Below are 20,594 nucleotides of genomic sequence, written 5' to 3'. Positions count from 1 at the left end.
GAGAACACAACACAAACTATCGTTGCATAGAGAGACACTTAAACATAGGAATAAAAAAAGAGCCAAGGTGACTGCGTCACCTGGCTCCTCGGTCCACCAACATCAAAAATTCATGAACCATAAAAAAGTGCTTAAGATTTTCGAAATGAAAATTCTTAAGCACTTTTTTTGTTTGATCGGATTAAACTTTATGCATTCGGATGTGTATGTTTGAATTCCCAACGGGCTAAGATTGGTGTCACAATACTTGAAATAACGACACCTAATGCAATTTGTGCAGTGGCACTTTCCACATAAATAGCATATTCAGAAGCTGAAAAGGCAATCAAAGCTGGAACTGACACGGACATACTCGCAATTGAAGATATTGCTAGAGACGATACACACCATCTTCATGTAAGATTCTTTGTTCAAAAACAACTAAAATTGGGGCTAATAGGACGTAAAAGATTACTGTTAACAAGATTCCTTGTAGTCCAGATTGAAGTGCATCGAATAAATTAATTCCAGCACCGAACACCCAACCTATAAAGGGAGTTAACACCACTACACCAGCAGCTAAGTAATCTGCCATATTTTTATCAAGGTTTTCCACAATCATACCAAAGATAATCGGTACAAGCGTTGATAGAATAGGTGTCCAGTCAACTGTGGTAGCCTGCACCCGAACAGAAACAAGCTGCCCAAATGACGTAATTTAATCCACTTGGTGTAAACAAGGCTTCACTCACTCGGCTGAAGTTAGTGAATAAGTTTGGTAGAAAAGTATTCATTAAAGCTGCTAGAAGTATCGGTACTAATAATAGGCCTCCGGGAATTTTTCGCATAAAATCAGACATTATTTTAACCTTTTTTCTATTTTATTAACTTAAAATTATACTCAATTGAATCATTAGACAATTAAAGAGACAAAAAAAGTGCCAATGATTTAACATAGGCACTTCAAACATTATTTGCTACTGCGTTTACGAACACCTTTATTAACATCTAATAAAACCGGTAAAATCATAGGAGAACGTTGAGTACGTTCAAATAAGATCGGTTTGATTTGATCAAAGATAATATCACGAATTAATTTTTCGTTAACGTTATTTCCGTTTTCATTTAAACCACGGTTAATTGCAGATTTCATAGCTTGTTGAATCTCTTGAATTAAATCAACTGATTCTCTCATATAGATAAAGCCACGTGACATAATATCTGGACCACTAATGAGTTGTTTGTTTTCGTAATCAATCGTTGCTGTAACAATAACTAAACCATCTTCCGAAAGTGTTTTACGATCTCGTAAGACAATGTTTCCGACATCTCCAATACCACTTCCGTCCACATAGACGTCTTGGGCATTAAAGAAGCCAGCTCGTCTTGCGCTATTCTTAGTTAAAGCAAGCATGTCACCGTTTTTCATAATGAATGTGTTCTCACGGTCAATCCCAGTTAATTCAGCCAGTTTTGCTTGGATACTTAACATACGGTATTCACCATGGACTGGCATGAAGAATTTAGGCTTCATTAGACGTAACATTAACAATTGCTCTTGTTGGCTACCATGTCCCGATGTATGAATGTTATTCACTTTACCATGGATGACGTTGGCACCAGTCTCAACTAATTGGTTAATGACACGATTCACACTTAAAGTGTTTCCAGGAATCGGTGAACTTGAGAAGATGACTGTATCATTATGTTGAATTGAAATTTGACGGTGTGTCCCGTTCGCAATTCGGCTTAAAGCAGCCATAGGTTCACCTTGAGAACCTGTACATACGATAATCATTTCTTCTGCAGGATATTGATCTAATTGACGATTATCAACAAAGATATCCAAGCCATAATCATCAATATAACCAAGTTCAATCCCAGTTTTAATTGAGTTTTCCATACTACGTCCGAAGACTGCAATTTTACGATTTGTTTTAATCGCTGTTTCTACAATTTGTTGAAGACGTGACACATTCGATGCGAAAGTCGCAAAGATAACACGCCCCTCAACACCTTGGATAATATTATGAATCGATTGACCCACAACCCGTTCTGAAAGGGTGAAAGTCGGAATTTCTGCATTTGTACTATCACCTAATAGGAGTAGAACGCCTTCGCTACCAATTTCAGCCATACGGTGAATATCAGCAGGCTCTCCTACAGGTGTAAAGTCAAATTTATAATCCCCTGTAAAGACAATATTTCCTTCAGGTGTTTTTACAACTATACCATATGCTTCAGGAATCGAGTGAACGGTTCTGTAAAAGCTAATTGACAATTTACGGAAGTTAACGACTGTATCTTCATTATATTCTGTAATTTCCGCATCACGTAATAAGCCATTTTCTTGCAGTTTGTCGCGAATTAACGCGGCTGCAAGAGGGTCAGCATAGATTGGCACATTGAGTTGTTTTAATAGATATGGAATTCCACCAATATGGTCTAAATGCCCATGACTGATAAAAAGCCCTTTAACTTTATGACGATTTTCTAAGATATATTGAAAATCATTAATTACGTAGTCAATTCCTAATAATTCATCTTCCGGGAAGAGAATTCCGCAGTCTAAAATAACAATTTCGTCTTGGAATTGGACACCATACATGTTTTTCCCAATTTCGCCTAGTCCACCAATGGCGAATACTCCGACTTCATTGTTTCTAAGATTTACTGCCATCTAGGGTTTCACAACCTCAAAGTCAGGATCGTTTTCTTTTTCATATTCTAAGAAATCGCCTGATATTTCAGTGATGTGTTCGATCATGTATGGTGTAGTTTCAGATAAATATTCACGCACTTCACTTACTGCATTCGCTTCCACGTACATAGTTTTAGTATGTTCACGACGTGGTGCTTCATTTGTTGTTTCTTGATAAAATACTTTAAATATCATTAATATTTGCTCCTTTTCATTAATTTGTTTTCAAACGAGTAGTGAATTAATTGAATTCACAGCTATAACCATTTTATCACATTCATTATTTCAAGTATATCCCAATTTAGTTAACTCATCTAAAAAGGAAAAAAACGGATGAACTTACTCCAATACTTCATATTATCCTTTCAAATCCAGAATAGTCAAATGTTTTAACCCGAAATTGCTTTTTTTAAAAAAAGTAAAAATAAAATAATGGAAATGGCCATTTTTTACGTATATATATATAGGCTAGTTTAAAGGAGTGAGATGATGATTGAAGGTGATGCTAAAAAACTAATACAAGCGGCAATCGATGAATCGGTTTCTGATATTCACATATTACCAACGAAGGAAAAGTATGTGATTCATTTCAGAGCGAATGGACGGTTAATGTTATTTCAGGAGAAGTCATTAGAGTGGGGAAAGCGATTGATTAGTCACTTTAAGTATTTAGCGAATATGGATGTAGGTGAGAAGCGAAGACCGCAATCTGGCTCCACCGCCATTGAACTTGATGCTGAATCGGTAGAATTAAGGTTTTCAACCATTACAAATGTCTTATTACTTGAGTCAATGGTTATTCGAGTTTTACAAACTCAGAAGTTTGATCATGATCAAGTTGTGACTTACTTTCCACAAGACATTGATGAGCTTCGGAAACTCACAAAAAGAAAGAGTGGGATGATTTTATTCTCAGGACCGGTGGGTTCGGGTAAGACGACGACTATTTATCAATTACTGCGTGAGCTGATTCAACATGAGGCTTTACAAATTATAACGATGGAAGACCCAGTGGAGATATTTGAAGAGCGATTCTTGCAAACGGAAGTGAATGAAAAAGCCGGAATAACTTACGATTTGCTAATCAAATCTTCTCTAAGACACCATCCTGATGTCTTGATGATAGGAGAAATTCGTGATCAAGAGACTGCGCGCATGTCGATCCGAGGAGCGTTAACGGGGCATTTAATGATTGCGACCATCCATGCTAAGAATGCCCGAGGAGTTATCGCAAGACTACAGGAGTTAAGTATTAGCGATGAACAACTCAGACAAACCTTAATTGGTGTTATTTCTCAAAGACTTGTGCCGTCCGCAATACAAAAGGATACGCACTATTCACGAGCAGCAATCTTTGAGATATTGGCTAAAGAAGCATTAAACGGCGTATTACATAATAATCATACATTAAGTCAGCACGATACGTTGAATAATAAATTACGAAAGGCTTGGGCGTATGGTTACATTGATGAAGCAACGTATACAAAATTCGAAATTATCTAAGGATATAAAAATACCTAAGAACTTGCAAGCCTACTTATTGCAAACTTTAAGTGAGTTATTGTTAGAAGGCTTCTCTATTCATCAAAGTTTAGTTTTTATGCGTGTTCTGATGAGGAAACAAACAACGGCGATTGACTATATCATTAGGCAGTTGGAGTCGGGTATTTCCTTTGAAATGTCTTTACGTGCTTTAGGTTATTCAAATTCACTCATTGCTCAATTATTCTACGCCCAACGTCAAGGAAGATTTACTGAGTCATTAGCTGATGCGAGTAAGCAATTAAAAGAGGCCCATCATTATAAGCAGAAACTTGTAAAAACCTTAGTCTACCCATTATTTTTAGCGGTGGGATTAGTTGGGATGTTATTTGCTATGAGACAATTTCTTCTACCGCAAGTCGCTAGCTTTATTTCGCAAGAAGTGTATGATGAGCAGTATTTGGTACGAGTTTTAGTTTATTTCTTTACTTATTTGCCACAGATTTTTGGAATATTACTAGCCTTCGTGATAATTATCTATGGCGGCGTTGACATGTATTTGCTGAAACAAAGTGAAATGAGACGCTACCAAATATTAACTCGAATTCCATTAGTCGAAAAATGGGTAAGAAGTTACAGTTCCTATAAAGTATCAAAAGAAATTGGGCATTTCTTTTCTGGAGGGTATTCCATTCAACAAACGCTGACAGTAATCGTCGATTATCCGATTGATTCATTCTTAAGTGAACTAGCCATTGAAATACAAGAAAGAATGTTAAAGGGTGAAGACTTAGCTGTCATTCTAGATGAGTTAGATATCTTTACAAAGGAATTACCATTAGTAATTTACCAAGGTGAGTTAACGAGTCAAACAGCACAAAAATGTTATTTGTATTCAAGGAAAGTCTATTCAGATTTGATGAACGATATTCAAGCGAAACTTACTTTAGTCCAGCCAATATTGTTCGTCCTAATCGGAATTTTAGTCATGTCGATGTATTTATTGATGATGTTACCGATGTTAACGATGCAAGGTATATGAAAGGATATGAAACATTATGAAAAAATTCAAAAAATTAAATAAAAAGGCGTTTACTTTAATCGAAATGCTTATTGTGTTGGTCGTAGTAAGTCTGCTTATGGCAATTATTATTCCAAACGTCGCAGGACAAAGAGAGCGTATTAATGAACAGGCACGTACAAATATCGAAGAAGTAATTGAAACACAGTCAAGTACGTATCAAATGGTGAATGGGTCTGAGGCACCAGATTTACAAACATTATTTGATGAAGGATACATTACTGAACGACAACTCCAAGAAGCTCAAAATTTATTAACGAATGATACTGGTAACTAATATGTATGAGTAAAAAAGGCTATACGCTCATGGAGTCCCTGGTAGTACTCGTCCTACTTTCAGCCATGAGTTTGCTACTAATGTTTCGTCCCAATATCAACTTAAGTAAGCAAATTGAAAGTCGAATCTTCTTTGATGAAGTCATGAGTCACTTAAAGCAAGCTCAACAAATAGCAATCTTACAAAAGCGACTAATTTCAGTTGAGTTTCACGCCAGTTTAAATCAGTTAAGAATTAGAGATGCTTATAGTCAAGAAAGGATTGCGACGTTGGACGCTCCTGAACATATACAGTTTCAAACACCTTATATGTTTATGTATTTGCAAGGTGGGGGTGTGGATCAATTTAGAACGATTAGTTTTTATGACTATGATCGTAATCAACGAATTTATTTAGTCTTTCAGTTAGGGAATGGTCAATTTGAATTACAAACATAAAGCCGGATTTTCAATGATAGAAACGGTGATTGGTTTTTTCTTATTTAGTTCGATGATGCTCCTCTACTTGCCGGCTTATTATAATGAATTGAGGCGGATAGAGGATGCGGCACAGACGAGTCAAGTCTGGCGCTTATTCTCTGAATTAGTGGATGTCGAATTGGATGAGCAGATAGAAGATGAGGCGAAAGCACTTGTAAGCGAACAATTAATTCTAAATTGGGAAGCGTTAAATGAAGATAACGTGAGTGAATTCGCATGTGATTTAAATTATTGTTACATATCGTTAGAAGGCGGGAGTGAATTGTATGTCGAAATTCAAGACCTCAACTTTTAAAAAAGGATTTACTTTGTTAGAAGTAATAATCAGTCTATTCGTATTGAGTTTATTCATGCATTCTCTTATGACAATCTACAATAGTTACAACACAATTGAAACAGAAATTCGCACAGATCGCAGTGCGGATTTCTTACACTTTATGACGCTGCTTGAATTAGAATTGGAAAAATATACGGTGACTGGGGTCGATTCTAACATTATTCGCATTGAAAGTACTGAAACAAAGAGAAGTAGTCGCATCATCAACCAGAACAATAAAATTTATATCGCACCCGGTCATCAACCTTTATTGTACGACGTATATTCCTGGCAAGTATTTCAAGTTGCTAACAAAGTAACTGTGACGGTAACCTTTAATAATGGACAAGTCTTTTCAGGCTTCATTTCAGTGAAACTTAATAGCTAGTTAGAGGAGTATAATGATGCGAAATAACAAACAAGGAATGGTAATGGTTTACGTTATTGTCTTTTTACTCGTTAGCCAACTCATCTATTGGGGCTTACTGAGACTGAATCAAATCAACTTAAGTCGGTATTTGAATTTTAATGATTATTACACAGCAAATATTCAAGAAGAACTTGTGATGAATTTATTGCCACTGATTGAACAGATGGACGCACAAAACTTAGAAGAAGCCATTAAGATGCGCTTTAATGAGCAGGCTATAGCTTATATGCCGAAACAAGTCTTAGATCACATTGATTCACACAAGCAATTTGGTGTCTTACAATTAACAGCTAACCAACAATACGAGCAACTATATGTCTATACTCAAGAGGTATTTCTGCAAGATGCAGCACTAGACTATTGTGATGCATTCAATGCCATCGTTTGTAGTGGCGTGATTACACGACCAGGTCAAGTTGAAGGAACCAATCCAGAACTTGAAGCTTTATGGAAGGCGACAGAGGCATCTATATTAGACCAAGGTTTCCGTTTGAGTAAAGTTGATGACTTCCTACGAACATATGATTGGACTCCAGATGATATTAGACAGTTACAAATACAAACTAATCATGGTATCACAAGCTACTCCCGAACAAATGGGGTTGAAATGCGGTCAACGGAATTAATGCCACGGAAATTTAGTCGACGAGAACAAAGTGAACAAATGCGATATAACTACTCTGTTCGTTGGAGGGGCTACCTTTTTGAGAGAGAGTTCACTGAAGATATTTAAGCCATCCCTTCATTTAAATTAATAACAGCAACAAGTTTAACATCTATGTTTTATTTGATATAATACAACTATTGATTTAGAAAGAGGGCAAAGTATGAATAATAGAATAACTGAATTAAGATTAGAAATGAAAAAACAAAACTTAGACGCATTTTTAGTAACAGCGCCTAAAAATGTACGCTACTTATCAAGCTTCACAGGATCAGCGGGATTAATAGTCATTACACCTGAACATGAATACTTTATTACAGACTTCCGATATACTGACCAAGCCAAAGAGCAAGCGAAAGGGTTTGATGTCATTATCCATCAAGGAAAAATATATGAAGAAATTAGCGAACTTCTTAACGCAGAAGACGTTAGAGCTATGGGAATTGAAGCTGATGATATGAATGTATCAACTTATTCTCGTTTAAGTGACTTATTCGAACCAATGTTAGTTCAAACATCTGGCGTCATTGAAACGATTCGTGAAGTTAAAAGCGAAGACGAAATTGAAACGATTCGCGAAGCTTGTGACATTACTGACCAAGCCTTTGAACATATCTTAACGTTTATCAAACCAGGTGTTACCGAAATTGAAGTGGCGAATGAATTAGACCGCTTCTTAAAAGGTAAAGGGGCATCAGGCATGTCGTTTGATACAATTGTTGCCAGTGGCGTAAGATCATCAATGCCTCACGGTGTTGCCAGTGATAAAGTAATTGAACACGGTGATTTAGTAACACTTGACTTTGGTTGCTACTACAAAGGTTATACTTCAGATATGACTCGTACAATTGCTGTAGGTGAAGTAGATCCGAAATTAGAAGAGATTTACAATATCGTCCTAGAAGCACATAACCGTGTAATTGCTGGAACTAAAGCAGGGATGACTGGTAAAGAAGTCGATGCCCTTGCACGTGATTACATTACCGAGAAAGGTTATGGACCAAACTTTGGTCATACAACAGGTCATGGGATTGGTTTAGATGTTCATGAAGGACCAGCGGTTGCTAGCCGAAATGAAAAACCATTAGTTGAAAACAATATCATTACCAATGAACCTGGTATTTATGTCTCTGGTTTAGGTGGCGTTCGTATTGAAGATGACTTAATTGTTAAAACAGACGGGGTAGAAAGTTTAAACCGTAGTCCTAAAAAATTAATAATTGTATAGCACTTTCTTAGAAATTCCGCTACAATAAGGAAAATGCGAACATAGATGAGTAAAGTATATAAAGGAGGGCTATTATGGCTAAAATAACCGAAGTACCATTTGAAACTCAAGCGAAAGAAAATTTAGGTGAAATTAAAATTACCACAGGTGTCCTAGAATCAATTGCCGCTCAAGCAGCAAGCGAAATCGAAGGTGTTGCCTCTAAAGTAACAGGCTTCCAAAAAGAAGTAGGAAACTTCTTAGGGATGGACCGTGACCGTATTAATACAAAAATCAAAACTGAAAACAATTCAATCGTTGTCGACGTTGAAATCCGTGTTCTTTATGGTTACTCAGTACCTGAAATTGCTATCGCAATCCAAGATAAAGTGAAAGAACAAATTCTATTCATGACTGACTTAGCAGTGACAGAAGTGAATGTTCACGTTATAGCAGTTGAAACTGAAGCTTCAGAATCAGACGCAAGTATTGTTGAAGAAGCTGTTGAAACAATTGGTGAAGCTTTTGAGTAAGAAAGTAGTGAAACGACGTGAAGTGCGTCAAGTTGTTGTCCAAACACTTTATCAGATGATTTCAGCTCACAAAGATTTAGATATCAATGAAGCTGTGGCTTATGCATTGGAAGCAGGCGTATTTCCTGAAGAAGGCTATGAAGGTATCGATAATGAATACTTTTATGAGCTCATCGAAGGGGTTCGTTCAAAAGAAACCGAAATTGATAAACTCATTGAACCTTATTTAACAGGTTGGAGTTTAGATCGAATCGCACGCATTGATTTAATTATTTTACGCGTTGCATTCTATGAAATCTTTTTCGTCTCAAAAGAAGAAGTTCCAAATAATGTAGCAGCTGACGAAGCGATTGAATTAAGTAAATTCTTTAGTGACGACAAATCACGTCAATTCGTGAGTGGTGTTGTTGCAAAAGTTTTAGATGATACAAAAGCCGAAGCAGATAACGAATAAGCACAAAACGCGATCCATTCAGTTGGATGGCGTTTTTTGCTATCTAATACTAAATATTATTCACATTTACGAAAAATGTATGAATAATATTTGCAGAAATGTCTCAAAGTAAAATAAAGAAATGTTCTGTGATATAATAAGGGTACATAAAAATTATAAATGGGGTATATAAATGAAAAAGAGATTACTATTATCAGCAATGATTGCCTTAGTCGGTGCACCATTAGCTCAACCAGTATTAAACTTTAATACAGATGGTATTCAACACGTTCAAGCACAAGAATTACAATTAGTTGCCTTAGGTGGATCATTAGATCAAAACCAAGCACAAAAAACATTACAATTGTTAGGTGCAAACGCTGTTGATTCAAGCAACATTATCTATGTTGATGGAACGATGATTAACCAATACTTACAAGACGGTTCAGGTCCAGGAACAGTAGTATACTCAAGTGCATACATCCAAGGTATGAACGAAGGCTACGGTGTTCAAGTTCAAATCGTCACACCGCAAAACATTACTGGCGTATCAGCAACAACTTACCAAAATGCTGCAATTACTGCCGGTGCACGTAACGCTCAAATCCGTATCGCAACAGTATCTCCTGTAACAGGTGAAGGAGCTTTAGCGGGTGTTTATGCGTTACTAGAGCAACAAGGTGTTGCATTAAATCCTGAAGATGTTCAAGTAGCTCAAAATGAAATTTCGTTAGTAAATGAAATTATTGATAGCGAAGGAGCAACGATTTCTGATTCACAAGTCAACCAAATGATTTCAGAAATCAAACAAGAAATTGTAAATACTAATATTAATGCTGAAAACTCAGACGTCAATGTTGATAACAGTGAAGAAACTAACACAAATATCAATAATATCGTCAACAACATTACAAACAATTACGGCGTATCTGATGAAGAATTACAACTTGCTTTAGAACAATTCGCACAAGAGTTTGCTAAAACTGAAGCGGCACAATCTGAAGATACAATTGGCCAACTTGAACAAAGTATCCAAGAAGATTGGACAGATGTGTTAGCTGGCTTAGAAGGTTCAGTTCCAGCTGAGGAATTATTAGCTGCTGAACGTGTGGACTTCTCGGACACTGAAACTTATCACCCAATCTTACAAGCATTCTCGGATGAACTATATCGAGTGATTGAAGCTGGTGAAGTTGTTGACCGTGTTTATAGCGATACATTTATCTTTGAAGCAATGTCTCCAGATTTAACATCTGAAGAAAAATCTGCTTTAAACCACTTAAGAACAGTAATGTATCAATACGCTGCGAACCAAGATGAATTTATTGCATCTGGTGAGTATCAACCTGGTTTTACAAGCATTAAAGAAAACTGGACAAACAAATTAAACGCTTTTGAAGGCTTAAAAGCATCAGATCCAGTTCAAGCAGAAATTATTTCACGCTTAGCGATTGCTACTGGTCGCGCACCGCAAGTGTATAACTATGTGAATCCAACTCAAGAAGGAACTGTTATTTCATTAGAAAACATGTGGGATAATCCAGCGGGCAACCAAGCTGATTTCACAATATATTCATTTGACGTTGCGACCGACGAGATGAGTGAATTAGATGTTGTAACGAATGAGATGGTTCCATTACAAGCTGCTTACGACTTTAACGCTATCTACGGAGTTTCTGTAGAGAACTTATACCAATCACAAGTTGAAATTCCAACAGACTACACTCTTCCTGGTTATGTTCCAGAAGAATCAGAAGTAGAAGAAACAAGTTCAGAAGAAGAGACAAGTGAAGATGAAGTTTCATCTGAAGAGTCACTTCCAGAAGACGTTCCTTCTGAGGAAGTTCCAGTTGAAGAAGAGCCAGGTGAAGACTTATCAGAAAGTGAAGCAACTGAAACGGAAGAACAATCTGTAGAGGAATTAACTGATACTGTTGAATAATCAACCAGTTAGATTCTCAATCACAATTCAATAAATAAGCATCGAACTTTAAATATTATTAACTCAGCTAATTTGCTGAATATAATATTTAAAGTTCATTTTTGTGATTAAAACGTATGTCCTAAACAATTCGAACGATATGGGCAGTTACTTACTTTAAATGTCGACTAAGATTGTTAGATTTTACGAATTCAGTTATACTGAGTCTACGAATTAAAGTGACCGATGGGTTTTATAGATATCGGTTAATCTAGAATTTAAATTGCAGAAAGAAGGCGATACAATGTCTAAAACTCTAGTCTTAGATGGAAAGCAATTATCGTTACAACTACGTGAAGAATATAAACATGCGGTAGAAAAGCTGAAGGGAAAGCATATCATCCCGAAATTAGTCGTAATTACTGTTGGTGAAGATCCAGCAAGTAAAATTTATGTTGGGCAAAAAGAAAAAACGGCTCAATATATTGGCTTTGATTTTGAGTGGCTCACTTTAGAAGATTCGATTACTCAAGCTGAATTACATGAAACGATTGAAGGGTTAAATGATGACCCAACAGTCACTGGGATGATTGTTCAATTCCCACTACCAAAACATTTAAGTCAAGTGGCAGTCACAGAAGTTATTCGACCAGATAAAGACGTTGATGGCTTTCATCCTTATAATATGGGGAAAATTGTCGAAGGCACTGGCGATTTATATCCTTGTACACCAAGAGGAATTTTACGTTTACTTGACCGTTACAATATCGATATTAAAGGGAAAGACGTTACTGTTGTAGGTTACAGCCAAATTGTTGGAAAACCATTGTCGATTTTATTAGCTAATAAAGGCAGTACTGTCACAATTACACATCTCTTAACGCGAGAATTGCATCAACATTTAATTCATGCCGATGTTGTCATGGTCGCTGCCGGTTCACCGCATCTGGTGAAAGAAGAGGATTTAAAAGAGGGCGCGATTGTCATTGACGTTGGGATTAATCGTTTAGATGATGGGAAACTCGTCGGGGATGTTGAATATGAAGGGGTATTTGATAAAGTGAGTGCCATTACTCCAGTACCTGGTGGCGTTGGTCCAATGACGGTAGCGATGTTAATGGAACAAACGATTCTATGTGCCTGCATTCAACATGGATTAAATAGCGAGGACTATATAGACGGAGTTAGTTTATGAGTGAAAAAAACCAAGAGTACTTAACAGTACAGGCGTTAACCAAATATATTAAAAGAAAATTTGATGTCGATCCACATTTACAACGAGTGTTTGTTGTAGGAGAGGTTTCAAATTTTCGCTTGAGACCCAATTCTCATCAATATTTTAGCTTGAAAGATGAAGGAGCAAGAATTAGTGCAGTGATGTATCGTTCGGCTTTTCAACGCGTCAAGTTTAATATTGAAGAAGGAATGAAAGTATTCGTTACCGGAAAGATTACTTTATATGAACCCTCTGGCGCATATCAAATCGTGATTGATAGTATTCAACCAGATGGTATTGGTGCTTTATATCAACAACTTGAACAATTAAAAGAAAAATTCAACAAAGCCGGTCTATTTGATCGATCTAAATTACCAATTCCACGCTTTCCTAAGAAAATTGCAGTTATAACGAGTCCAAGTGGAGCAGTAATTAGAGACATTATTACGACCATCAATCGTCGCTATCCCATCGTTGAAATCACTGTCATTCCAACCAGAGTACAAGGGAAAGAAGCCGCTGGAGAAATCGTGACAGCCTTCAATAAAGTGAAAGATAGACAAGACGAATTTGACACAGTCATTGTTGCACGTGGTGGAGGTTCTATTGAGGACCTTTGGTGCTTTAATGACGAGCAAGTCGCGATGGCTATTCTAAATTGCCCGATTCCAGTAATATCTTCAATTGGTCACGAAACAGATACAACCTTGTCTGATCTTGTGGCTGACATTCGAGTTGCAACCCCAACTGCTGCGGCTGAAATTGCTGTACCAGTCTTACAAGAAGTATTAACTTACTTAACTCAGATAGATGAGCGCGTATTTTATTCAATGAATCAACGCATTCAATATTTGCGAAAGTATTATGAGCGCTTTGCCCAATCTTATGTTATGACTCAACCTGAGAGATTATATCAACCATACATGCAACAGCTAGACTTAGCGGTCGAAAGATTGAATAATAACAAAGATATTTACTTTACAGAGCAAAAAAATCAAGTAAATGTGTTGAAACAACGACTGTCCTTACAACAACCGCAAGGGCTTATTAATCAATATCAAAAAGATTTAACGGCTTTTACGAAACAATTAAATCGTAATATGGAACAATTTCAATACAATAAGAAAGTTGTCTTTGGCAATCTCATGCAATTGCTTGATGCATATAGCCCATTAAAGAGCGTTCAAAGGGGTTATGCTGTCGTGACATCAAAAGATAACATTGTAAAACATATCACTGAAGTTGAAAAAGATGATATGATTAAGGTGAATTTAAGTGATGGACAAATCGAAGCGCAAGTAACAAAAACATCCACAGACAATATATTTCAACAGCTTTCTGATACAGAGAAGGAGTAAACAATGGCAAAAACAAAACAACCAGAAAATTTCGAAGAAGCATTACAAGAATTAGAACAAATTGTATCTCAACTTGAAAAAGGCGATTTACCTTTAGAAAAAGCGTTAGAATCTTTCCAACGCGGTGTAGAATTAAGCCAATATTGCCAAAAATCTTTAACTGATGCAGAAAGCACAGTCGCTAAGATGATGACAGACAAAGGCGATGTTGAATTAGATAGAGAGGTTATGAATGATTAAGCAAGATTTAAACGATTTAAGAAATGTATTTGAAACTGAATTAGACAAACATATTCGCCTTCTTCAAACTCCGATTGAAATGTTAAAACCAATGATTTATTCATTAAAAGGTGGCGGCAAACGACTACGTCCGTTACTATTACTGGCTATCTTAAACGCAGAATCAGAGAAACATATGAAAAAAGGAGCAACTACAGCGGTTGCTTTAGAATTTATTCATACGTATTCTTTAATTCATGATGATTTACCAGCGATGGACAATGATGACTTGAGACGGGGTCAACCAACCGCTCATATTAAATTTGATGAAGCGACAGCTATCCTAGCAGGGGATGCATTATTAACGGATGCATTCAGTTTAATTAGCGACGATTCAAAATTAAAGAGCAAGCAAAAAGTAAAAATTATTTCTTTACTGAGTTCTTCCGCAGGTTCACACGGGATGGTCGCAGGTCAACTAGGGGACATGCAAGCGGAGAATAAAGAAATTACGTTAGAAGAATTAAATCAAATTCATGAATTTAAAACGGGGAAATTATTTACCTTTGCGACACAAGCCGCAGCCATTATTGGAGAATTCAGTCCTGAAGTTGAAGAGTTATTAGTAAACTTTGGTGAAACTTTTGGCGTTTTATACCAAATTCACAATGATTTACTTGACGTGATTGATGACAGTACGTTATCTGGAAAAGGACATTCAAGTGATGAATTTAACAAGAAATCAACCTATCCAAACTTACTTGGTTTAGAAGAATCAAAAGAAGTTTTAGGTCAAGAACGCGAAAAAGCTGAAAAAATTATTGAAAAAATTACTAAGTTGAGTGGAACGGATTACAGTATTTTAAATAAATTTCTCTCATTTACAGATATAGACTAAGGAGTCATATGAAAAAAGAACGATTAGATAAATTAGTGGTTCAATCTGGACTAACAGACACACGTGAGCAAGCGAAACGCTTGATTATGGCAGGGCAAATTTATGATGCGAATAACCAGCGCTATGATAAACCAGGTGAGAAGATTGATATTACAAAAGAGTTGCATATTAAAGGAAAGACCATCCCATATGTGAGTCGCGGAGGCTTAAAATTAGAAAAAGCGATTAAACATTTTGGTATCGATATGACTGATCATATCTTACTTGATATAGGTTCTTCTACCGGTGGTTTTACGGATGCAGCCTTACAAAACGGTGCAAAGTTAAGTTATGCCTTGGATGTAGGCTATAATCAATTAGCTTATAAATTACGTCAAGATGAACGAGTGGTAGTGATGGAGCGTCAAAACTTCCGTCATTCAGTGCCTGAGGATTTCACGGAAGGAACGCCAACAATCGCGAGTATTGATGTCTCGTTTATTTCACTCGGATTAATTTTACCACCACTTATTCCAATCTTAGAACAAGACGGATCGGTATTAGTGCTTATTAAACCACAATTTGAAGCAGGACCAGAGCGTGTCGGTAAAAAAGGGATTATTAAGGATATGACTGTTCATAAAGATGTCTTACATGAAGTCATCGATATGATGTGCCGTATCGGCTATACCATCGAGAATTTAACTTATTCACCAATTACTGGTGGCGAAGGAAACATTGAATTTCTCGCCCATATTAAAAACTCAAAAGAATTGAACAATGATAGTAAAGCAAACATAAATATTGAAGAGATAGTGCAAACAGCACACGATAATTTATAAAAACCAATGGGGTGAAGTTATGCTACAAAGTTTAACAATTGAGAATTTTGCGATTATTGAAGCAGTGAATATTGATTTTACCGAAGGGATGACGGTTCTTTCAGGTGAGACAGGAGCCGGGAAATCAATTATTATTGATGCCCTAGGTATTCTTTGTGGTGGTCGTGGGTCAAGTGGTTATATTCGACACGGAGACGATAAATTATTAATTGAAGGCTTATTTACTTTTGAGCAAATACCTGAAGACTTAGAAGATGTCCTAGTCGAATTTGGATTAGAGGTTAATATAGCCATGGATGGTTTGATTATTCGACGAGAAATTAATAAATCAGGGAAAAATACCATTCGAATTAATGGTCAATTAGCTAACGTCACCTTACTCAAAGAAATAGGGAACTATCTCGTAGATATTCATGGACAAAATGAACATCAAGAATTGTTAGACCGTACAAAGCATTTATCTTTATTGGATAATTATGGCAATAAAAGAATTAAAAAAGAGTTGGAGAACTATCAGAAAGCTTATATGACTTATAGCCAACTTCGTAAAGAGTGGCTAGATGCTCAGCAATCTGATACGAATGACCGCCAACGAGTAAACTTCCTTGAATTTCAAATTAATGAGATCGAAGAAGCGCAAATAGTTATTGGTGAAGATGAGGAACTCGAAGAGATGAGTAAACAATTGCAACACGCTCAACAAATTAATCAAAATATGAGCACTATTAATAGTTTACTTAGCGAATCAGATCAAAGTGTCATCACGCAATTAGATCAAATCTTGTTACTATTAGAAGAGATTAAAGATTATCAACCCCAACTCTCAAACATCCATGACAGACTCTCGTCATCTAAATATGATTTAGAAGAATACAGTCATCAATTGGCCGCACTTGATAATGACTTCGATGAAGAAAATCAAACCATTGATCAAGTTGAAGACCGATTAGGCGAATTAAGTCGCTTAAAGCGAAAGTATGGGATGGAATTAAGTGAGATATTAGATTATTTCAACCAAATATCTGAAGAAGTTTATCAAATTATTCATCGGGAAAGTTATCTTGCTGAACTTGAAGCTCAATTGAGTGAAGCTTATCAAAGTGCGTTAGATAAAGCTAAACAACTTAATGACAAAAGACAATCCATTGCCCAAGATTTAATTTCAGCTATTGAAGCAGAATTAAAAGACTTGTATATGGAGAATAGCCGCTTTACAGTTCGATTTAGTGAACCTAGTATTGATACTGCTTTAAGCATGGTTAACATCGATGAAAATGTGAGATTAACACCAGCTGGATTTAATAGTGTGGAGTTTTATGTCGCAACTAACCTGGGAGAAGATCAAAAACCATTAGTTCAAGTCGCTAGTGGGGGAGAGTTATCGCGTTTTATGTTGGCATTGAAGACCGTATTTAGTCGCGAAACATCACCCAAAGTGATGGTATTCGATGAGATAGATACTGGAGTCTCTGGCCGAGTTGGACAAGCCATCGCTGAAAAGATTCGCGAAGTATCCCAATACCATCAAGTATTTTGTATTACACATCTCCCACAAGTAGCAGCGATTTCGAATAAACAATTGTATATCTTTAAGCAAGTCGAAGATCAAAAGACAGTCACAAATGTGAAGCAATTATCACCGAATGAACGCATTGAAGCCATAGCACTCATGCTCTCAGGAAGAGATATGACTCAAACATCACTTCGTATGGCTAAAGAATTATTAAAAGAATATCACCCAATGAAAAAGTAAGTATAAAGGATAATGTACATGGATTTAAAATCAATATCGATACTCGTCATAGCAGGACCTACAGGTGTAGGAAAGACGCAACTGAGTATTAATTTAGCGAAAGAATTTAATGGTGAGATTATCAATGGCGATAGTCTGCAAGTGTATAAGCACTTAGATATCGGAACAGGAAAAATTACGCCTTCTGAAATGGACAGCGTTCCCCATCATATGCTTGATATTCTTGAAGTTTCAGAACCTTATAACGCAAGTGAATTTAAACATGAAGCTACAAAATTAATCAAAGAAATTCATCAAAGAGGGAAACTACCAATAATTGTCGGTGGAACAGGACTCTATTTAGAAGGCTTGTTATACGACTTAGAATTTGGGAGAGACGATAGCCAAGATGAGGTAGTTCGAAAAGAGTTAGAAGAACAAGCGTCAGAATTAGGTGATTTAGCCATGTGGAACCGATTGAACGAACTCGATCCAGAAGCAGCCAGGAAAATCCCATACCAAAACGTTCGTAGAACCATTCGCGCGCTTGAGGTTATTCAAGTAACGGGAAGGTCTTTTTCCAGTCAAACAGGACACGACACAAAAGAATCGGTATTTAATGAATGCTTATTAGTATTAAATCGCGAACGAGAAGCATTATATGATAGAATAAATTTAAGAGTGCATGAAATGGTCAAAGCCGGCTTAGAAAACGAGGCAAAATGGTTATATGATCAGGCAGAAGGTGCCGATTGGCAAAGTGTGAAAGGTATCGGCTATAAAGAATGGTGGCCTTACTTCAATAATCAAATGGATAAAGAAGAAGTCATTGAAACAATTCAACAAAACTCCAGACGTTATGCCAAACGACAATTAACGTGGTTTAGAAACCGTATGAAGCACCCACAATGGATCGATATGACGAATGAAGAACGCGCAATAAACGAAGCTTCACGTATAGTGAAAGAACATATAGAGAATAATTGAAAGGTTGATAAAAAAATATGATAGAGACTGAAAATCACCCCGAGAGGGTACTTATAGTCGGAGTACAAACAGAAAACATTTCAGATTTAAAATTTGAAACGATCATGAAAGAAATGAAGGCACTAACTGAGACAGCTAATGGTCTACCGGTTGGAGAAATCACTCAAAAATTAAGACGCATCGATCAGAAATCCGTCGTAGGTAGTGGAAAACTAATGGATGTTCGTGATTTTGTCATTAACTCTGATATTGATTTAGTTATCTTTTTAAATAGATTATCACCAAACACAAATATGTATTTAGAAGAACAACTTGACGTAAAAGTCATTGACCGTGTACAATTGATTCTTGATATATTTGCTCAAAGAGCGCGAAGCCAAGCAGGGAAACTTCAAGTTGAACTAGCTCAATACCAATATTTACTTCCAAGAGTCATCGGACAAGGGACATCATTATCTCGACTAGCCGGTGGGATTGGAACTAGAGGACCCGGTGAGACTAAACTAGAACAAGATCGTCGTGTCATTCGAGGTCGCATTCATACGATTGAGAAAGACTTGAAACAATTGGAAGAACACCGTGAAAGAACGCGTATTAGAAGACAGTCAGGGCGAGAATTTAATATTGGTCTAGCAGGTTATACAAACGCAGGGAAATCAACCTTGTTACGCGAATTAACTGAAAGTGAGACGTATGTTCAAGACCAATTATTCGCAACCTTAGACCCTTTAACGCGTAAGTTAGAAATTAACGGTCATGATGCCTTCACTATTACAGATACGGTAGGTTTTATTGATGAACTACCTACAGAATTAATTCATGCATTTAATTCAACATTGGAAGAGATTCGCTTTGTGGATTTATTAATCCACGTCGTAGATGCCTCTCATCCAGCAAGCAATATGCATGAAGATACCGTCGTAGAGTTGTTAAAAGAGTTAGATATGTATCATATCCCAGTCTTAACTGTCTACAACAAGATAGATAAAGCAGATTCAGGTTTCGAACCGACATTGCAACCAAACGTAACTATCTCTGCACTGGACAAAAAAGGTATTGAAACTTTAAAACAAGCGATTTGGGATATCTGTATATCGAATGCAGAAGAATTCCAAGTAGAAATTCAACCTGAAGAAGCAGAATTATTAGCGCTATACCGACAAAAAACTTTAATAAAAGACATTGAATTTAATGAAGAATATCAGTATTATATACTATCGGGATATCGACGACGTCTAACTGATATAAGAAATGAGGAATAATATGATAACAATGAAAGATTTTGTTCCTGAAAAAGAACCAATCTTAAGAGAAAAAGCTAAGCCAGTAGAGTTTCCAATCAATGAAGAATTGAAAGAGACAGCTGTGGCTATGAGACAATTCTTAATAAACAGCCAAGATTCAGAAACGGCTGAAAAATATAACTTGCGTCCAGGCGTAGGAGTAGCAGCACCACAAATTGGTATCGACCAACAAATATTTGCTGTATATCTAATGGATTATGATGAAGAGGGAAATGAAACTGAACCTCTGATTGATGAAATCTTTGTTAATCCAAAAATCATAAGCCATGCGGTTCAAAAAGTAGCGTTGAAAGAGGGCGAAGGCTGTCTCTCAGTTCCTCGCGAAGTACCAGGAATCGTTCCAAGACCTAAACGTGTAACGGTTAAATATAATGATTTAGAAGGTAACGAAAAGAAAATTCGTTTAAGAGATTATGAAGCGGTGGTTGTACAGCACGAAATTGATCACATAAAAGGAATCTTATTCTACGATCATATTGACGAAAAAACACCTTGGGAACCAGATGAAGATACAACATTGATTTAGTGAAAAATATCGACAACTCTTTTAATATTG

The 20,594-nt window shown here is 36.5% G+C and carries 25 protein-coding genes; 20 read left to right on the top strand and 5 right to left on the bottom strand.

What is annotated here, in order from left to right; all coding sequences use genetic code 11:
* Positions 1 to 188: 188 nt before the first annotated feature.
* The 5 genes from ACEN4N_RS07195 to ACEN4N_RS07175 form a co-directional block, all read right to left on the bottom strand.
* Positions 189 to 350 carry a 2-keto-3-deoxygluconate permease gene (locus tag ACEN4N_RS07195; protein ID WP_407089219.1) on the bottom strand — a complete coding sequence of 54 codons (162 nt, stop codon included), beginning with the start codon at positions 348 to 350 and terminating at the stop codon, positions 189 to 191.
* Between the two features lie 20 nt (positions 351 to 370).
* On the bottom strand, positions 371 to 664 hold the full coding sequence (locus ACEN4N_RS07190; RefSeq protein ID WP_407089218.1) for a 2-keto-3-deoxygluconate permease: 294 nt from the start codon (positions 662 to 664) through the stop codon (positions 371 to 373).
* Positions 645 to 839, bottom strand: coding sequence for a 2-keto-3-deoxygluconate permease (locus ACEN4N_RS07185; RefSeq protein ID WP_407089217.1), 195 nt, complete (start codon positions 837 to 839; stop codon positions 645 to 647). The genes ACEN4N_RS07190 and ACEN4N_RS07185 overlap by 20 nt, the downstream gene beginning before the upstream one ends.
* Positions 840 to 949: 110 nt before the next feature.
* Complete coding sequence (gene rnjA / locus ACEN4N_RS07180) at positions 950 to 2,659, bottom strand: ribonuclease J1 (RefSeq protein ID WP_338488387.1); 1,710 nt, start codon at positions 2,657 to 2,659, stop codon at positions 950 to 952.
* Entirely contained in the window at positions 2,660 to 2,875 is a 216-nt protein-coding gene (locus tag ACEN4N_RS07175) for an RNA polymerase epsilon subunit (RefSeq protein WP_407089215.1), read from the bottom strand.
* Between the two features lie 294 nt (positions 2,876 to 3,169).
* Between ACEN4N_RS07175 and comGA the strand changes: the two genes are divergently transcribed.
* The 20 genes from comGA (at position 3,170) to def (ending at position 20,564) form a co-directional block, all read left to right on the top strand.
* Complete coding sequence (comGA, locus tag ACEN4N_RS07170; protein WP_407093952.1) at positions 3,170 to 4,183, top strand: competence type IV pilus ATPase ComGA; 1,014 nt, start codon at positions 3,170 to 3,172, stop codon at positions 4,181 to 4,183.
* The gene (gene comGB / locus ACEN4N_RS07165) at positions 4,149 to 5,204 is read left to right on the top strand and encodes a competence type IV pilus assembly protein ComGB (RefSeq protein ID WP_407089213.1); all 1,056 of its coding nucleotides are present in this window, start codon (positions 4,149 to 4,151) and stop codon (positions 5,202 to 5,204) included. Before comGA ends, comGB begins: the two co-directional genes overlap by 35 nt.
* Positions 5,205 to 5,220: 16 nt before the next feature.
* Positions 5,221 to 5,520: a competence type IV pilus major pilin ComGC gene (gene comGC, locus ACEN4N_RS07160; RefSeq protein WP_407089212.1), complete on the top strand. Its 300-nt coding sequence runs from the start codon at positions 5,221 to 5,223 to the stop codon at positions 5,518 to 5,520.
* 5 nt (positions 5,521 to 5,525) lie between these two features.
* Positions 5,526 to 5,957 (top strand): competence type IV pilus minor pilin ComGD, encoded by a 432-nt coding sequence (gene comGD, locus ACEN4N_RS07155; RefSeq protein WP_138404086.1) that lies wholly within the window; start codon positions 5,526 to 5,528, stop codon positions 5,955 to 5,957.
* Complete coding sequence (locus tag ACEN4N_RS07150) at positions 5,941 to 6,294, top strand: hypothetical protein (protein WP_407089211.1); 354 nt, start codon at positions 5,941 to 5,943, stop codon at positions 6,292 to 6,294. Before comGD ends, ACEN4N_RS07150 begins: the two co-directional genes overlap by 17 nt.
* A complete protein-coding gene (locus tag ACEN4N_RS07145) occupies positions 6,266 to 6,703 on the top strand; it encodes a competence type IV pilus minor pilin ComGF (RefSeq protein ID WP_407093951.1) in 438 nt (145 codons plus the stop codon). Before ACEN4N_RS07150 ends, ACEN4N_RS07145 begins: the two co-directional genes overlap by 29 nt.
* Before the next feature lie 13 nt (positions 6,704 to 6,716).
* A complete protein-coding gene (locus ACEN4N_RS07140; protein ID WP_407089210.1) occupies positions 6,717 to 7,478 on the top strand; it encodes a hypothetical protein in 762 nt (253 codons plus the stop codon).
* A 94-nt stretch (positions 7,479 to 7,572) separates the two neighbouring features.
* A complete protein-coding gene (locus ACEN4N_RS07135; protein WP_407089209.1) occupies positions 7,573 to 8,637 on the top strand; it encodes a M24 family metallopeptidase in 1,065 nt (354 codons plus the stop codon).
* Between the two features lie 74 nt (positions 8,638 to 8,711).
* Complete coding sequence (locus ACEN4N_RS07130) at positions 8,712 to 9,149, top strand: Asp23/Gls24 family envelope stress response protein (RefSeq protein ID WP_407089208.1); 438 nt, start codon at positions 8,712 to 8,714, stop codon at positions 9,147 to 9,149.
* Positions 9,133 to 9,603: a transcription antitermination factor NusB gene (gene nusB / locus ACEN4N_RS07125; RefSeq protein ID WP_407089269.1), complete on the top strand. Its 471-nt coding sequence runs from the start codon at positions 9,133 to 9,135 to the stop codon at positions 9,601 to 9,603. The genes ACEN4N_RS07130 and nusB overlap by 17 nt, the downstream gene beginning before the upstream one ends.
* 172 nt (positions 9,604 to 9,775) lie before the next feature.
* The gene (locus tag ACEN4N_RS07120; RefSeq protein ID WP_407089207.1) at positions 9,776 to 11,524 is read left to right on the top strand and encodes a DUF1002 domain-containing protein; all 1,749 of its coding nucleotides are present in this window, start codon (positions 9,776 to 9,778) and stop codon (positions 11,522 to 11,524) included.
* Positions 11,525 to 11,807: 283 nt separating this feature from the next.
* Entirely contained in the window at positions 11,808 to 12,698 is an 891-nt protein-coding gene (locus ACEN4N_RS07115; protein WP_407089206.1) for a bifunctional 5,10-methylenetetrahydrofolate dehydrogenase/5,10-methenyltetrahydrofolate cyclohydrolase, read from the top strand.
* The gene (gene xseA, locus ACEN4N_RS07110) at positions 12,695 to 14,077 is read left to right on the top strand and encodes an exodeoxyribonuclease VII large subunit (protein WP_407089205.1); all 1,383 of its coding nucleotides are present in this window, start codon (positions 12,695 to 12,697) and stop codon (positions 14,075 to 14,077) included. The genes ACEN4N_RS07115 and xseA overlap by 4 nt, the downstream gene beginning before the upstream one ends.
* A 3-nt stretch (positions 14,078 to 14,080) precedes the next feature.
* Positions 14,081 to 14,317 (top strand): exodeoxyribonuclease VII small subunit, encoded by a 237-nt coding sequence (locus ACEN4N_RS07105; protein WP_138404076.1) that lies wholly within the window; start codon positions 14,081 to 14,083, stop codon positions 14,315 to 14,317.
* Positions 14,310 to 15,194, top strand: coding sequence for a polyprenyl synthetase family protein (locus tag ACEN4N_RS07100; protein ID WP_407089204.1), 885 nt, complete (start codon positions 14,310 to 14,312; stop codon positions 15,192 to 15,194). Before ACEN4N_RS07105 ends, ACEN4N_RS07100 begins: the two co-directional genes overlap by 8 nt.
* An 8-nt stretch (positions 15,195 to 15,202) precedes the next feature.
* Complete coding sequence (locus ACEN4N_RS07095) at positions 15,203 to 16,015, top strand: TlyA family RNA methyltransferase (RefSeq protein WP_407089203.1); 813 nt, start codon at positions 15,203 to 15,205, stop codon at positions 16,013 to 16,015.
* 19 nt (positions 16,016 to 16,034) lie between these two features.
* Positions 16,035 to 17,768 (top strand): DNA repair protein RecN, encoded by a 1,734-nt coding sequence (recN, locus tag ACEN4N_RS07090; RefSeq protein WP_407089202.1) that lies wholly within the window; start codon positions 16,035 to 16,037, stop codon positions 17,766 to 17,768.
* 18 nt (positions 17,769 to 17,786) lie between these two features.
* Positions 17,787 to 18,734 carry a tRNA (adenosine(37)-N6)-dimethylallyltransferase MiaA gene (gene miaA, locus ACEN4N_RS07085; RefSeq protein ID WP_407089201.1) on the top strand — a complete coding sequence of 316 codons (948 nt, stop codon included), beginning with the start codon at positions 17,787 to 17,789 and terminating at the stop codon, positions 18,732 to 18,734.
* 17 nt (positions 18,735 to 18,751) lie between these two features.
* A complete protein-coding gene (hflX, locus tag ACEN4N_RS07080; protein ID WP_407089200.1) occupies positions 18,752 to 19,996 on the top strand; it encodes a GTPase HflX in 1,245 nt (414 codons plus the stop codon).
* 1 nt (position 19,997) lies between these two features.
* Positions 19,998 to 20,564 (top strand): peptide deformylase, encoded by a 567-nt coding sequence (def, locus tag ACEN4N_RS07075; RefSeq protein WP_407089199.1) that lies wholly within the window; start codon positions 19,998 to 20,000, stop codon positions 20,562 to 20,564.
* Positions 20,565 to 20,594 lie beyond the last annotated feature (30 nt).

Origin of the sequence: Ruoffia sp. FAM 20857 (assembly GCF_045528645.1) — a bacterium.
Taxonomy (GTDB): Bacteria; Bacillota; Bacilli; order Lactobacillales; family Aerococcaceae; genus Ruoffia; species Ruoffia halotolerans.
The sequence above is the reverse complement of the archived record's forward strand: the minus strand, read 5'-3'. Positions and strand labels throughout refer to the sequence as shown.

Coding starts and splice junctions, on each gene's coding strand:
- ACEN4N_RS07195 (WP_407089219.1), bottom strand. CDS start 350: ATGTCCGTGTCAGTTCCAGCTTTGATTGCCTTTTCAGCTTCTGAATAT.
- ACEN4N_RS07185 (WP_407089217.1), bottom strand. CDS start 839: ATGTCTGATTTTATGCGAAAAATTCCCGGAGGCCTATTATTAGTACCG.
- rnjA (WP_338488387.1), bottom strand. CDS start 2,659: ATGGCAGTAAATCTTAGAAACAATGAAGTCGGAGTATTCGCCATTGGT.
- ACEN4N_RS07175 (WP_407089215.1), bottom strand. CDS start 2,875: ATGATATTTAAAGTATTTTATCAAGAAACAACAAATGAAGCACCACGT.
- comGA (WP_407093952.1), top strand. CDS start 3,170: ATGATTGAAGGTGATGCTAAAAAACTAATACAAGCGGCAATCGATGAA.
- comGB (WP_407089213.1), top strand. CDS start 4,149: ATGAAGCAACGTATACAAAATTCGAAATTATCTAAGGATATAAAAATA.
- comGC (WP_407089212.1), top strand. CDS start 5,221: ATGAAAAAATTCAAAAAATTAAATAAAAAGGCGTTTACTTTAATCGAA.
- comGD (WP_138404086.1), top strand. CDS start 5,526: ATGAGTAAAAAAGGCTATACGCTCATGGAGTCCCTGGTAGTACTCGTC.
- ACEN4N_RS07145 (WP_407093951.1), top strand. CDS start 6,266: ATGTCGAAATTCAAGACCTCAACTTTTAAAAAAGGATTTACTTTGTTA.
- ACEN4N_RS07140 (WP_407089210.1), top strand. CDS start 6,717: ATGATGCGAAATAACAAACAAGGAATGGTAATGGTTTACGTTATTGTC.
- ACEN4N_RS07135 (WP_407089209.1), top strand. CDS start 7,573: ATGAATAATAGAATAACTGAATTAAGATTAGAAATGAAAAAACAAAAC.
- ACEN4N_RS07130 (WP_407089208.1), top strand. CDS start 8,712: ATGGCTAAAATAACCGAAGTACCATTTGAAACTCAAGCGAAAGAAAAT.
- ACEN4N_RS07120 (WP_407089207.1), top strand. CDS start 9,776: ATGAAAAAGAGATTACTATTATCAGCAATGATTGCCTTAGTCGGTGCA.
- ACEN4N_RS07115 (WP_407089206.1), top strand. CDS start 11,808: ATGTCTAAAACTCTAGTCTTAGATGGAAAGCAATTATCGTTACAACTA.
- xseA (WP_407089205.1), top strand. CDS start 12,695: ATGAGTGAAAAAAACCAAGAGTACTTAACAGTACAGGCGTTAACCAAA.
- ACEN4N_RS07105 (WP_138404076.1), top strand. CDS start 14,081: ATGGCAAAAACAAAACAACCAGAAAATTTCGAAGAAGCATTACAAGAA.
- ACEN4N_RS07100 (WP_407089204.1), top strand. CDS start 14,310: ATGATTAAGCAAGATTTAAACGATTTAAGAAATGTATTTGAAACTGAA.
- ACEN4N_RS07095 (WP_407089203.1), top strand. CDS start 15,203: ATGAAAAAAGAACGATTAGATAAATTAGTGGTTCAATCTGGACTAACA.
- recN (WP_407089202.1), top strand. CDS start 16,035: ATGCTACAAAGTTTAACAATTGAGAATTTTGCGATTATTGAAGCAGTG.
- miaA (WP_407089201.1), top strand. CDS start 17,787: ATGGATTTAAAATCAATATCGATACTCGTCATAGCAGGACCTACAGGT.
- hflX (WP_407089200.1), top strand. CDS start 18,752: ATGATAGAGACTGAAAATCACCCCGAGAGGGTACTTATAGTCGGAGTA.
- def (WP_407089199.1), top strand. CDS start 19,998: ATGATAACAATGAAAGATTTTGTTCCTGAAAAAGAACCAATCTTAAGA.